At 43.8% G+C, this 13735-nt stretch carries 12 protein-coding genes; 10 read left to right on the forward strand and 2 right to left on the reverse strand.

The window, feature by feature from the left end:
- The first annotated feature begins 204 nt into the window (after nt 1-204).
- The 9 genes from M1D69_RS03260 (at nt 205) to M1D69_RS03300 (ending at nt 10457) form a co-directional block, all read left to right on the forward strand.
- On the forward strand, nt 205-861 hold the full coding sequence (locus M1D69_RS03260) for a sugar transferase (protein WP_458104591.1): 657 nt from the start codon (nt 205-207) through the stop codon (nt 859-861).
- Between the two features lie 49 nt (nt 862-910).
- Nucleotides 911-2362: a teichuronic acid biosynthesis protein TuaB gene (gene tuaB / locus M1D69_RS03265; protein WP_458106214.1), complete on the forward strand. Its 1452-nt coding sequence runs from the start codon at nt 911-913 to the stop codon at nt 2360-2362.
- The gene (gene tuaC / locus M1D69_RS03270; protein WP_458104590.1) at nt 2359-3528 is read left to right on the forward strand and encodes a teichuronic acid biosynthesis protein TuaC; all 1170 of its coding nucleotides are present in this window, start codon (nt 2359-2361) and stop codon (nt 3526-3528) included. Before tuaB ends, tuaC begins: the two co-directional genes overlap by 4 nt.
- Before the next feature lie 61 nt (nt 3529-3589).
- Nucleotides 3590-4975 carry a UDP-glucose 6-dehydrogenase TuaD gene (tuaD, locus tag M1D69_RS03275; protein ID WP_458104589.1) on the forward strand — a complete coding sequence of 462 codons (1386 nt, stop codon included), beginning with the start codon at nt 3590-3592 and terminating at the stop codon, nt 4973-4975.
- A gap of 84 nt (nt 4976-5059) precedes the next feature.
- Nucleotides 5060-6526 (forward strand): teichuronic acid biosynthesis protein TuaE, encoded by a 1467-nt coding sequence (tuaE, locus tag M1D69_RS03280; RefSeq protein ID WP_458104588.1) that lies wholly within the window; start codon nt 5060-5062, stop codon nt 6524-6526.
- Nucleotides 6527-6555: 29 nt separating this feature from the next.
- The gene (tuaF, locus tag M1D69_RS03285) at nt 6556-7236 is read left to right on the forward strand and encodes a teichuronic acid biosynthesis protein TuaF (RefSeq protein ID WP_199398087.1); all 681 of its coding nucleotides are present in this window, start codon (nt 6556-6558) and stop codon (nt 7234-7236) included.
- Nucleotides 7237-7259: 23 nt separating this feature from the next.
- Entirely contained in the window at nt 7260-8018 is a 759-nt protein-coding gene (gene tuaG / locus M1D69_RS03290; protein WP_044159485.1) for a teichuronic acid biosynthesis protein TuaG, read from the forward strand.
- A gap of 28 nt (nt 8019-8046) precedes the next feature.
- Entirely contained in the window at nt 8047-9237 is a 1191-nt protein-coding gene (gene tuaH, locus M1D69_RS03295) for a teichuronic acid biosynthesis protein TuaH (RefSeq protein WP_082687855.1), read from the forward strand.
- Between the two features lie 143 nt (nt 9238-9380).
- Nucleotides 9381-10457 carry a glycosyltransferase family 4 protein gene (locus M1D69_RS03300; protein WP_044159481.1) on the forward strand — a complete coding sequence of 359 codons (1077 nt, stop codon included), beginning with the start codon at nt 9381-9383 and terminating at the stop codon, nt 10455-10457.
- Between the two features lie 70 nt (nt 10458-10527).
- Here M1D69_RS03300 and M1D69_RS03305 read toward each other — a convergent pair whose 3' ends face one another.
- Both M1D69_RS03305 and M1D69_RS03310 read right to left on the reverse strand, forming a co-directional pair.
- Nucleotides 10528-11706, reverse strand: a complete 1179-nt coding sequence (locus M1D69_RS03305; protein WP_458104587.1) for an LCP family protein — start codon at nt 11704-11706, stop codon at nt 10528-10530.
- Nucleotides 11706-12359 carry a YigZ family protein gene (locus tag M1D69_RS03310; protein WP_458104586.1) on the reverse strand — a complete coding sequence of 218 codons (654 nt, stop codon included), beginning with the start codon at nt 12357-12359 and terminating at the stop codon, nt 11706-11708. Before M1D69_RS03310 ends, M1D69_RS03305 begins: the two co-directional genes overlap by 1 nt.
- 216 nt (nt 12360-12575) lie before the next feature.
- Between M1D69_RS03310 and degS the strand changes: the two genes are divergently transcribed.
- Nucleotides 12576-13733, forward strand: coding sequence for a two-component sensor histidine kinase DegS (degS, locus tag M1D69_RS03315; protein ID WP_024123030.1), 1158 nt, complete (start codon nt 12576-12578; stop codon nt 13731-13733).
- Nucleotides 13734-13735: the final 2 nt, after the last annotated feature.

A 13735-nucleotide genomic window follows, 5' to 3' on the forward strand; every position in this document is an offset into this window, starting at 1 on the left:
CAGATTTGTCTCTTTTTTTTATCGTTTACATGATTAAAACAAGGGCTTGTACATAAAATAATAAAGAACATTAATATAATTTATCAGAAAAAACACGTAATTCACACTTCTTAACAATCCATTTACAACCAATTAACATCCGTCTGCTAAACTGACTGGCATAGGTCATCATAACATCCCAAACAAATCGTGAGGTGTGTGTCAGTGGGTGCAGAAAAAAGCATGAAGGTGAGTCGCGAATTCTCAGTGCAGCAAGCATCATTTGCATTATCTGAAAAAACGGCTCGTTATTTGGCAGTAAAGCGCGTGATGGATATTTGGTTTGCGCTGATTGGATTGGTGGTTGCGCTGCCAATGATTGCGGTATTTTCAATATTGATTTGTTTGGAGACGCCGGGGCCTGCCATCTATACGCAGGAGCGTGTAGGAAAAGGCGGGAAACCGTTTAAGCTTTATAAGCTTCGTTCCATGAAAATAGATGCCGAGAAGTCTGGGGCGGTTTGGGCGCAGAAGCAGGATCCGCGGGTGACACGAATTGGAGCATTTATCAGAAGAACGCGAATTGACGAGCTTCCTCAGCTGTTTAATGTGCTGAAAGGCGATATGAGCATGATTGGACCTCGCCCGGAACGTCCAGTGTTTACGGAAAAGTTCCAGAATGAGATTCCGGGGTTTACACAGCGTCTGGCTGTCAAACCGGGATTGAGCGGCTGGGCGCAGGTGAACGGCGGTTACGACATGACGCCGAAGGAAAAGCTTATATTTGATTTATATTACATTCGCAATCTGACTTTCATGTTGGAATTAAAAATTATGTTAAAAACTTGTAAAGTAGTCTTGACAGGTGATGGTGCAAGATAAACATCTGCATTCGCCATCAAACTGAGCTTAAAAAGAAGTAGGGAATATGATGCCAAGTATTACAAAACAAATCATGAGCGGCGCAAAGTGGACAAGTGTTTCAACAATCTGTATTACAATCATTCAAATCGTTCAGTTTGCCTTGCTTGGAAATATGATGACCTTAACGGAATTTGGACTCGTCGGCATGATCACAACGGTTACAATATTCGCCCAGATTGTGCTTGATATGGGTTTTGGCGCCGCGTTAATTCAAAGAGATGACGCCACGGAGCGCCAGCTGTCAACATTGTATTGGCTGAACATTATGACCGGCATTTTGCTGTTTGTGCTTTTATATGTGTGCAGTCCCGTCATTGCGGGATTTTATCAAAGAGAAGAGCTTGTGTTTCTCATCAGGATTTTGGGGATTATGTTTTTGGTAGCTCCGATCGGACAGCAGTACCAGTATATGCTGCAGAAGGAGCTGCAATTTAATACGTTAAGCAAAATAGAGATTTTTTCAAATGTATTGTCCTTCGGATATTTAGCGATAGCGGTTTTTATGACGGATGCGATTTTGGCGTACGTGGTTTCTCAGGTGCTGCTGCAGTCCAGTAAAGGGATTTTATTCTGGGCTGTATACCAAAAAAAATGGCGTCCATCCTTTGTTTTTGATCTAAGGGGAATGAAGGAGTTCTTCTCCTTTGGAGCCTTTCAGCTTTCATCCCGTCTTGTGAACAGGCTGGGAGCGAACATCGATATGATCTTAATCGGCCGGTTTATCGGTGCCGAAGCGCTGGGCATTTATAATCTTGCCTACCAGATTGTCACCATTCCGGTTTTGAAAATTAATCCGATTGTGACGCGGGTCGCGTTTCCTATTTTCGCCAAAAACAAATACGAAAACAGCGTGATCAGAGAAGGCTTTCTGAATATGACAAAAATGCTTGCGCTTGTATCGTTCCCGCTGTTAATCGGGCTCGTATCCGTGTCAGACGCCTTTATCGCAGCTGTTTTCGGAGAAAAATGGCTTGCTGCTGTCCCTGTTCTGAATGTTCTTGCCATCGTCGGGATACTCAGGGTGCTGATGAATCCGAATGGTTCTGTGCTTCTTGCTAAAGGAAGAGCGGATTTGGCTTTTTATTGGGACTCCGCCGTCATGCTGCTGTATGGTTTATCGCTGTTTGCAGCTGTTCAGACGGGCAATCTTCTGACTGTCGCTTGGGTATATGCCGTCATCAGCGTTTTCAATTTTCTAATCGGCCGCTGGCTGCTAGCATATGTCATTAAGCTCAATCTTTCAGCTTATTTTAAAGCCGTTATGAAGCCGTTTCTGATCACAGCGGGTATGGCCGTTATCGCGTTCGGCGCGAGTTTAGGAACAGAACGCTTCAGCATGCAGGCGGAAATGAGGCTGGCAATTTCGGTGGCGGCCGGGGCGCTCTGCTATCTCTTTCTTTTGGGTAAAGCGTACCCTCAGATGAAAAGCAAACTACTAAGAAAAGGACGTTTGTCATGAAGATTTTGTGGATCACAAGCGTATATCCAAGCAGTCTGAAACCCGGCGAGGGAGTGTTTCATGAAACACAGGTGCAAGAGCTGCTGAAGCTCGGGCTGGATATCACCGTGATATGCCCAAGACCTTTTCACCCTGCGCCTGTCCGTATGCTGAAAAAGGCATACCGAAAAAAGGATGCCAGACCAGAATATGAGATACGGAAAGGAATCCCGGTTTACCGGCCTTTCTATCCCGCTGTTCCCGGCCAGCTGAAATGGGCTCAGCCACACCGGCGCATTGGGGCAGCTGTTTTAAAAACCATTAAACAGCATGACTTGAACCCTGATCTGATCCACGCGCACTTTGCTATGCCGTCGGGCGGGGCTGCGGCAGTCGTCTCAAAGACAATCGGGATTCCGTATATTTTGACTTTGCATGGCAGTGATGTGAATGTCTATCCGCACTACAGCAAAGGCGCGTTTAAAGCCTTCAAAACGGCGGTTGGTTCCGCATCTGCAGTTCTTGCAGTCAGCGAAAAGCTTCAGGAAGAAACCAAAAAACTTTCTGGCTTTGACAGTACGGTTTTGCCGATCGGGATACAGCTCAGCCGTTTTCAGGAAAATGATCAGACAAAAGAAGAAATCAGAAAAAACCTCGGGCTCCCGCTTGACCTGCGCCTTGCTGTCTATGTGGGCAGGCTCGTTAAGGAAAAAGGCATTTTTGAATTGTCAGAAGCCATTGAGATGATGGAGGAAGCGCCTCGAGCTGTTTTTGTCGGAGACGGCCCCGCAAAATCTTTGCTGATGCAAAAGGGACATATAGTAACAGGCCAAGTGCCGAATCACAGGGTGAGAGAGTATTTGCTCGCCGCAGATATGTTTGTGCTCCCTTCATATAGCGAAGGCATGCCGACAGTTGTGATCGAGGCGCTGGCACTGCGGGTTCCTGTCATCTGTACAGATGTCGGTGGAGTGGCTTCATTATTCGGAAAGCACCGGGATTTGCTGATTGAACCGAAATCAGCTCAAGCCTTAGCAAACACGATCTCTTTATACGCGCAAGATCAAATATGGCAGCCGGAAGTGGCGGATGAATTATATCAAATCATTCACACTCAATATGACGCCGGGAAAAATGCCAGGGCGCTGCATGATCAGTATCAGATGGTTCTGAAAACACCTGTTTAATCGTAAGTAACTGCGACCAATATAAATAGGAAGATGAATTTACAGGAGAGGGATGAGGGCTGTGAAAAAAATTGCTGTCATTGGAACAGGATATGTAGGACTCGTATCAGGCACCTGCTTTGCGGAAATCGGAAATAAAGTGATTTGCTGTGATATCAACGAATCAAAAATCAGAAGTCTGAAAAACGGAGTAATCCCAATCTATGAACCAGGACTTGCAGATTTAGTTGAAAAAAATGTGTTAGAACAGCGCCTGTCTTTTACTAACGATATTCCGTCTGCCATTCGGGCTTCAGACATTATTTATATTGCAGTCGGGACCCCGATGTCTAAAACAGGTGAAGCTGATTTAACGTACGTCAAAGCGGCTGCGAAAACGATCGGCGAACATCTCACCGGCTACAAAATCATTGTCAATAAGAGCACAGTCCCAGTCGGTACCGGAAAACTGGTTCAATCTATCATTCAAAAAGCTTCGAAGGGAAGATGCTCCTTTGATGTTGTATCCAACCCTGAATTTCTTCGGGAGGGATCAGCGATTCATGACACGATGAATATGGAGCGTGCCGTCATTGGATCAACCAGTCATAAAGCCGCTTCCATCATAGAGGAACTGCATCAGCCTTTTCATGCTCCTGTTATTAAAACGAATGTAGAAAGTGCAGAGATGATTAAATATGCCGCAAATGCATTTTTGGCTACAAAGATTTCGTTTATTAACGATATCGCGAACATTTGCGAGCGAGTCGGCGCGGACGTCTCAAACGTTGCTGACGGCGTCGGGCTCGACAGCCGGATCGGCAGAAAGTTCTTGAAAGCGGGTATTGGGTTTGGCGGCTCCTGCTTTCCTAAAGATACAACCGCACTGCTTCAAATTGCCAAAACGGCCGGCTATCCATTTAAGCTCATAGAAGCCGTCATTGAGACAAATGAAAAGCAGCGCGTTCACATTGTAGATAAGCTTTTAACTGTGATGGGAAGCATAAAAGGGAGAACCATTTCCGTGCTCGGATTGGCCTTCAAACCGAATACAAACGATGTGAGGTCCGCTCCAGCTCTCGATATCATTCCAATGCTGCAGCAGCTGGGCGCACAGGTGAAAGCATATGATCCGATTGCCATTCCGGAGGCATCAGCAGTCCTTGGCGATCAGACCGAGTATTACACAGATGTGTATGCTGCGATGGAGGGAACCGACGCGTGCCTTATTTTGACCGATTGGCCGGAAGTAAAAGAAATGGAGCTTGTAAAAGCAAAGGTGCTTTTAAAACAGCCAATCATCATCGATGGCAGAAATATATTTTCACTCGAAGAAATGCAGGCTGCGGGATACATTTATCACTCCATCGGCCGTCCTGCAGTTCGGGGAACAGAACCTTCCGACCGCTACTTTCCGGCTTTGCCAATGGAAGAACTGGCTAAGGATTTGGGGAGTGTCAATTTATAAAAAGAAAAAGGGTTACTTGTTTGAAGTGCCGGCTGCTTAGGCTCGGCCGCCGGCTCCTGAAACATCAGGAAAGGGGTTAAGCATGTGAGTATCAAACGTTCAGCGGTTCATACGCTTGCGTTACTGGCCGCTGTCATATTGGGGATCGTCCTATTGCTGGGAGCCATCCGCACAGATACAGGTTTTACGCAGATGGCTGCCGTTCTCGCTGTATTGGCTATCGGCCTGTTTGCGCTGACGCTTGCAGCATCATTTACAACAAAAGAACAGCTGTTTATGGCCGTCATCTATATTTTGATTGCCTGCACTTTTTTAAATAATGCTTTTTTCGCGATTCATCTTGGATTCTTTAGTTTGTTTCTTTATCGGCTTTTGCTCATCGCCGCCGGCTGCCTCCATCTTGTGGGGGTACTGCGGAGCCGAACACATATTGAAAGGTGGAACGGGCTGCAAGTGAAAGGGATTTTGCTCTTTTTCGCCTTTTGGTTTGTATATGGTCTTGTTTCCTTGCTCTGGGCCAAATCAGTTACAGACGGTCTGAAATATTTAGCACTGCTGGCGATGGGGATATTTTTTATTTATCTTATTGTGATGTATGTGCAAAAAGTGGAACGTCTGATGATTATTTATTCCATCTGGCTGGTGATGACGGTATTTCTGATGATCATCGGTTTTTACAATCATATCACGCATCATCATCTCCCGAGTTCGACTTTGTACAGCGGACCGGAATATAAGCAGCATTATCCGACCTCAGTCTTCTTTAATCAAAATGATTTTGCGACATTTTTGTCGATCAGTTTCTTTTTTTACATCGCAATGGTGAAAAACATAAAGAACGGTTACTTAAAGGGAATTGGCCTTGTGCTCTCGCTTGGTGCATTGTATTTAATCTTTGCGACTGGTTCCAGAGCCAGCCTGCTGGGCGTTTTTGCGGGAATAGCCGTCTACATTTTTATTGTCTTGCCGCCTGTTCTGAAAAAAATCGCTCTTTGGCTGTCGGCAGCAGGAATTGCGGTCTTTGCGGCTCTTTTTGCCAGCCGGATTTTCGCAGTGTTCTGGAAGCTGTTCCTGGCTCCTCAGACGTCTCATTCATTCCAAGAGACGCTTCCGTCCAATGTGGCCAGAGCCAATCTGTTAAAAAACGCATGGCACTTCTTCCTTGACTCATACGGATTCGGAGTGGGCGCAGGCAATGTGTCTTATTATCTTGGGCATCATGCTTTATATGATACTGACAATGTGACAGAGGTGCACAATTGGCTGGCAGAGATTCTGGCAAACTTCGGCTTGCTTATCATGCTCGGCTATCTGGCCATTTATTTATACCTGATGTGGGTGCTTTACAAGTTTTATGAAAGAAAAATGGAAAATCAGTCAAAACTGATCACAGAAGGGCTTATCACAGCTATGGTCAGTTTCCTGGTATCCAGCATCAGCCCAAGCTCTGTCTCAAATTTATTTTTCCATTGGGTATTTCTGGCGCTCGTCATCGCCGCGGTGAATGTCTTAAGGCGATCCAGACAGCAGCTTGAGCCCATATACCGGTAAACAGACTACAAAAAAGCAGGGAGACTTATATGAAGGATATAGTGATAAGATTAGCCCGGCGCATAAAGAAAAATATCATCTGGATTATATTAGTGCCGCTTATTTTAGGTGCGGCGGGATATATACTGCCGTCCCAAATCGCGGATAAAAAGAGTTACACAGCTGAGGTTACTTTAGCTGTGGGGAGCTATGATCATCCCATTTATAACAGTACAGAAGAGATCCCGCTCCTGCTGAGAAGTGATGCTTTTTTGAAGGAGGCGCTTCCTGACGAAAAAGATGAAGATCTTGCGGAGATCAAAGAGAAGCTCACCGTGAAATCGGAGTCTAAGTCTTTACTGTCTTTGAGCTATGCCGACCAGGATCAGGAAAGAACCGAATCGGTGTTAAACGCTGTTTCCTCCACCTTTCTCAAAAACGACCAAAAGCTGTTTGAGGAAAGAGAAGCCGTCATCCGCCGCAGCATAGACGCGCTGGAAGGTGAAACGGTGAGCGAGGATTCCAAGGTGGATAAAGAAAGATTTTTGTATGAGCTGAAAAACACACAGCTTAATCTGAAAGCGGCCAGTGTCGTTGATTCTGAAACCGTAAGTGAGGCATCAGGCGGAGGAATGTCCCCGAAAAAGAAAGCGGTTCTGGGTGTTCTGATCGGCATAACGATTGCCTTTATGTTCGTTGTCATTCCTGAATTTTTCAGAGAGTCCTTTTAAAATCATACGATGGAGATGTGATCATGACCAACTGGAAACCTCTCGTATCTGTCATTACACCTTCTTATAATGCGCGTGACTATATTGAAGACACGATTCATTCAGTGTTAGATCAGAGCCACCCTCATTGGGAAATGATTATCGTGGACGATTGCTCAACGGACGGCACACGCGACATTTTAAAGCAGTATGAGAAGATAGATGAAAGAATTCATGTGATCTTTCTGGAAGAGAACAGCGGAGCCGCGATAGCAAGAAATAAAGCGCTGGAACATGCGCAAGGACGCTATGTGGCATTTTTGGACAGTGATGACAAATGGAAAAAAGACAAACTGAAAAAGCAGCTTAATTTTATGATGGAGCGGTCCTGTGCGTTTTCCTTTACAGGCTACAGTTTAATGTCGCAGGACGGGGTGCCGATGGATAAATTCATTCATGCTCCCGAAAGCCTGACATATGATGATGCTCTTAAAAATACCATTATCGGCTGTCTAACGGTGATGATTGATAGGGAACAAACGGGACAGATCCAAATGCCGAATATTAGAACGAGGCAAGACTTGGCAACATGGCTGTCTCTTTTAAAAAAGGGTTTTACAGCTTACGGAATGAATGAGTGTTTAGCTGAATACCGGCTTGTCAATAATTCGATTTCAAGCAACAAATGGAAGGCTGCAAAGAAAACATGGTTTGTCTACAGAGAGATCGAACGGCTCCATTTAATGAAAGCGACATGGTGTTTTGTTCAATATGCGAAAAACGCGGTGAAAAAAAGACTGTAACCGCAAACAGAGAGAAAAGGTGATGAAGGTGGAAACAAAAGCAATGATTCACGTCATCGTGGCTACTGCTGAATGGGGAAAAGATCAATTGAGGTACAGACGGCATCGATTGGCTGAATTTTTAGCTGCTCAGGAAGAAACAAAGGAAGTCATCTGGGTCTGCCCGGCTCCGCGCACCCAAAGGATGGAATTTCAGCAAGTTCAATCCGGCATCCGGCAGTTTGCCGTAAAGGACTTGCTGCAAAAGAAAATGTTTCGCTTCGGACGCTATACCGATGTGTTTTATAAGCATAAGCTCTCACCTTTATTAGAAGAGCTGAAATCCGCTTCAGCCAGAGGTGAACGCTGCTGCTTATGGTACACGTTTCCCGGATTCCCGCTGCTGTCTTCACTGTATCCTTGGGATCAGGTGATTTATGATTGCAGTGACTTGTGGGCGGCGCCGATCAGCGGACGTTCCAATATGCTTTCCGAGTTCAGGCGGAAAGTCATCAAAACAGCGGAGCTGCGAATTATCGAGCGTGCCGATTCCATTACTTGTTCATCGGAGTACCTGCACAATGAAGTTGACAAAAAGCTGACAGCGGGACAAGAAAAGGTTCATACCGTTGAAAACGGTGTTGAATATGACCTGTTTTCAGAACATAAAGCGGTTCCCGATCGAAGCATCTTGCAGGGAAGAGAAGGGGCAGTACTGGGGTTTATCGGGGGGATTAAACCAAAGCTGGATTTTAAATTGATTGAAGAAGCGGCTCTGAGAAAACCTGATTGGACATTTTTATGGGTCGGCCCGGACGCCACCAATGGTGACACAGCGTTTCAAGAGCTTCTGAAGCTTTCCAATGTGATATGGACGGGGCCGGCAGATCCGAAAGAAGTTCCGCACTTTATGGAACTGATTGATGTCGGTATTATGCCTTATAAAAAGTCATCCTATAACCAAGCGGTTTTCCCGCTTAAGCTATTTGAATTTTTAGCAGCAGGAAAGCCGGTCGTCGGCTCTAACCTTCCGTCAACTTCTAAAATGCAAAAGCCGTATATTTACGAATATATGGAAGGCAATGACCATAATGATTTTATAACTGCGTGCGAGAAAGTGCTTGAAAAAGACGGAGACGAGACATACAAAGAGATGCGGCGAAACATTGCCCGCACACAAGATTGGAATGTTTTATTCAAACAAATCATGAAATATACAGGGATTCAAAAACATGCGTAGTCCTTTAATTGGGATGCGCGTTTTTTGATTATACGTGTTTCTTTTTGATGAAGCTTGTTATAATAACTAAGGAGAAGGTATAATGGAAGGAACGGTTCTCTATATAAATAAAGACTTCATATAATTCCAAAGGAGACTTCTTTATGCTTGACGAACGCATGATTCGCATTGTTGTTGCGTTTATTGTCTCGCTGCTAACGGTTTTAATCATAACCCCAATCGTAAAAAGGATTGCGATTAAAATAGGTGCAGTTGATCAGCCCGGCAATCGAAAAGTACATGATAAAATCATGCCCCGAATGGGCGGGCTGGCCATATTTATCGGGGTGGTTACAGGCGTGCTTGTATCCGGTATATACACAGAAACAAGAATGACGGCTATCACAGTCGGTGCATTTATCATTATTGTGTTGGGAATTCTTGACGATAAATATCAATTAAGCGCAAAAGTTAAATTTATCATTCAATTAGCCGTAGCTATTATGATTGTAAGCACGGGCTTAAAAATGGACTTTTTCTCAGTGCCTTTTTTAGCTGAACGATTTGAATTGGGCTGGCTGGCATATCCGCTGACTGTATTATGGATTGTCGGCATCACAAACGCGATGAACCTGATTGACGGATTGGACGGCCTTGCAGCAGGTCTTTCTGTTATCGGCCTGTCCACGATTGCAGTTATGGCGCTATCTGGCGGAAAAGTACTCATTCTGTCACTTTCATTGGTTGTTATCGCAAGTACGCTCGGGTTTTTGTTCTACAATTTTCATCCGGCAAAAATCTTTATGGGGGATACGGGATCACTGTTTTTAGGGTATGTCATTTCTATTCTCTCATTGTTAGGGCTGTATAAAAGCGTAACGTTGTTCAGTATCGTCATTCCGATTATTATATTAGGCGTGCCGATTTTTGACACAACATTTGCAATCATAAGACGGATACTAAACAAACAGCCGATTTCGGCGCCCGATAAATCACATATTCACCACAGGCTGATGGCCTTTGGCCTTTCACATCGGATGTCGGTCATTGTCATCTACCTGATTGGATTTATTTTCAGCATCAGCGCAATCGTGCTGAAAAGCGCTACAATTTGGCTTTCCCTGTTTATTATCTTTATCTTAATTATATTTATGCAAATAATAGCAGAAGTGACGGGACTTGTGAATGAACGTTTTAAGCCATTTACAAAATTCTATAAACGTCTTGTGAAAAGAAATTAAAACACCGGTTCTATGAGCCGGTGTTTTTTCTGCGAAAAAAACCCGATCCGTTAAAGGACCGGGCTTTTTTTCAATATGATGAATCAGTTGTTGAATTTGTTGTGCCGTTTGAGTTTGTACTGCTGTCATTTGTGTAGCCGCTTCCGCTCGTAGTGCCGTCTGTTGCAGTGCTTCCGTCAGTGTTTGAACTGCCAGAGCTGTCTGATGTTGAGTTATTGGTACTGGAGCTGTCAGTGCTTGAACTGCTCGTATCAGGATCATAATCTAAATGCTCTTGAAGCGTTTTTCTGACGTTTTCCAGATTCGCAGCATCCGGTTCAAAATAATACGTGTTGTTAGGCCCTAAATATAAATCAGAACCAGTAATTGACAGCGTGTCGATTTTCTTGCTGGTAAAGCCGCTGTAAATTTGCTGTAAGGCTAAACCTTCAGTAATGCGAATATTGGTTTCTACGTTTTCACTGGCTGTTTCTGCGATTTTATCAATTTTTGCAATATTGCTTGCACTGGACATCCGATCGATCAACGCGTTTAAAATTTGTTTCTGTCTGTCATTACGGCCGAAATCTCCGCGTTTATCCTGTTTTCTCATGCGGGCATACGCCAAGGCTTTTTCGCCATTTAAATGCATCTCGCCTTTTTTGAAATAAATCCGTTTGCTTTCGTCCACATCGCTCTTTTCATCAAAGTCGAAAGGTACATCTACATCAATACCGCCAACTTCATTAATTACATCTTTAAATCCGTCAAAATCGACTGTTACATATTTATCGATTGGGATTTGCAAGAAGTTTTCAACAGTTTCAACAGTCTCATCTTTTCCGCCTTTGCTGTAAGCGGAATTGATCTTTGTTTTGCTGCCGGTTGTGTCACTTGCTAATTGCACACGTGTATCGCGCGGAATGCTCAGCATTTTCATGGTTTTATTTTTTGGATCAAGGGTAACTACAATAAGAGAGTCAGATCTCCCTTTTTGTCCTTTTGTCGCGTAATCTTCGATTCCCATAAATAAAATAGAAAATGGTTTTTTCTTCATATCTACAACTTCACTGCGAAGATTGGATTTATCTCCGCGGGAAAGCGCATCGTATGAATCATCCGCAGCGCTAATGGTTTTATATAGTTTATATCCTCCGAGACCTACAACTACCAATAATGCAAGGACGAACAACAACATAATCCTTTTTAAAATTTTTCTGCGTTTGCTCTTTTTCTTTTTGCGCACACGCACTCTAACGCGTTCAGCCATTATTCAGTCTCCTTTATGTGATTGACGGCTTTTTCAAGATACGTCAACTCTCCCTCTGTAATATCACTTTTTCCATTTGTTAACTCTGTCATCCACTCAGAAAACGATTGTGTTTCTTTTTCTTCTACATATGCTTCGAATTCTACGTTTTCTGCATAATGAATTTCTTTTAATAGAAAAGGTGATTCCCTTAATTCATTTTCAATCTTGCCAAGCCAAGTATAATCTGCGGAAGTATGCATAACCCTCATAAGCTTCCGTTCTACAACACCTATATGGTTTAATCCTTCAGACACTGACTTCCCATAAGCGCGGATTAAACCGCCTGCTCCCAGCTTTATGCCGCCGAAGTAACGCGTAACGACAGCACAAATATCCTTAAGTCCGCGTTTTTTTAGCACCTCGAGCATGGGTACTCCTGCGGTGCCGCTCGGTTCTCCGTCATCATTGGCTTTTTGGATATGATCGTTTTCGCCAATTACGTAAGCTGAGCAATTATGAGTTGCATTCCAGTGCTGTTTCTTTATTTTCTGTATAAATTCCTGTGCTTCTTGTTCGGTAGAAACACGGCTTAAATGACAGATAAAACGCGATTTTTCTATAACAATCTCGTGTTCTCCTGCTTCTTTCAAAGTAAAATAGCTGTGCAGCATGCTTGCTGACCCCCTGCTAAGCATAAAAGACCGCCTATACAAATTCGTACAGTCTTTAGAATTTTTGTGCGTATTTTGTTATCATAAAGAGTAAGAAGGTACATAAAATTGTTTTTTTCTAGAATATACGCATTCTTTCATTATAATTCGACACAATTTGCAGATCAATTACATTTATAATAAAAATATATGACAACACCGTGACGGAGGGAAATTATGAATAAAACAAAGATGGATTCCAAAGTTCTGGACTCTATTTTGATGAAGATGCTGAAAACCGTTGACGGGAGCAAGGATGAGGTTTTTCAAATCGGGGAGCAGTCACGCCAGCAGTATGAACAGCTGGTCGAAGAACTGAAACAAATTAAACAGCAGGTTTATGAAGTCATCGAGCTTGGTGATAAACTTGAAGTGCAAACCCGCCATGCGCGAAACCGTTTATCCGAGGTCAGCCGCAATTTTCATAGATTCAGTGAAGAAGAAATCCGCAATGCTTATGAAAAAGCCCATAAGCTGCAAGTAGAACTGACGATGATCCAGCAGCGTGAAAAGCAATTGCGCGAACGCCGGGACGATTTGGAACGCAGACTGTTAGGCCTTCAGGAAATCATCGAACGCTCAGAATCACTAGTGAGCCAGATTACGGTCGTGCTGAACTATCTGAATCAGGATCTTCGGGAGGTTGGGCTGCTTCTTGCCGATGCGCAGGCAAAACAGGATTTTGGCTTGAGGATTATTGAAGCGCAGGAAGAAGAGAGAAAAAGAGTCTCGAGAGAAATTCACGACGGCCCTGCACAAATGCTGGCAAATGTTATGATGAGATCGGAATTAATTGAACGGATTTTCCGAGACCGAGGCGCTGAAGACGGATTCCAGGAAATCAAAAATCTCCGCCAAAATGTGCGGAATGCTCTTTACGAAGTGAGACGGATTATATATGATTTAAGACCGATGGCCCTTGATGACCTAGGCCTGATTCCAACTTTGCGGAAATATCTATATACAACCGAAGAATATAACGGTAAGGTGAAAATACATTTTCAGTGTATCGGCGATACGGAGGACAAACGACTCGCGCCTCAGTTTGAAGTTGCGCTCTTCAGACTCGCACAGGAAGCTGTATCCAATGCGTTAAAGCATTCTGGATCTGAAGAAATTACAGTCAAAGTTGAGATTACAAAGGATTTTGTGATTTTAATGATAAAAGATAACGGCAAAGGATTTGACCTGAAGGAAGCGAAAGAGAAGAAAAACAAATCATTCGGCTTGCTTGGAATGAAAGAAAGAGTAGATTTATTGGAAGGAACCATGACAATAGATTCAAAAATAGGTCTTGGGACATTTATCATGATTAAGGTTCCGTTATCTCTGTGACT

Source organism: Bacillus sp. PK3-037 (genome assembly GCF_054161355.1).

Excerpts from the sequence above, each read along its gene's own strand:
- M1D69_RS03300 (WP_044159481.1), top strand. The coding sequence starts at position 9,381 with ATGCTTGACGAACGCATGATTCGCATTGTTGTTGCGTTTATTGTCTCG.
- M1D69_RS03310 (WP_458104586.1), bottom strand. The coding sequence starts at position 12,359 with ATGCTGCACAGCTATTTTACTTTGAAAGAAGCAGGAGAACACGAGATT.
- degS (WP_024123030.1), top strand. The coding sequence starts at position 12,576 with ATGAATAAAACAAAGATGGATTCCAAAGTTCTGGACTCTATTTTGATG.
- tuaG (WP_044159485.1), top strand. The coding sequence starts at position 7,260 with ATGACCAACTGGAAACCTCTCGTATCTGTCATTACACCTTCTTATAAT.
- M1D69_RS03305 (WP_458104587.1), bottom strand. The coding sequence starts at position 11,706 with ATGGCTGAACGCGTTAGAGTGCGTGTGCGCAAAAAGAAAAAGAGCAAA.
- tuaF (WP_199398087.1), top strand. The coding sequence starts at position 6,556 with ATGAAGGATATAGTGATAAGATTAGCCCGGCGCATAAAGAAAAATATC.
- tuaC (WP_458104590.1), top strand. The coding sequence starts at position 2,359 with ATGAAGATTTTGTGGATCACAAGCGTATATCCAAGCAGTCTGAAACCC.
- tuaB (WP_458106214.1), top strand. The coding sequence starts at position 911 with ATGCCAAGTATTACAAAACAAATCATGAGCGGCGCAAAGTGGACAAGT.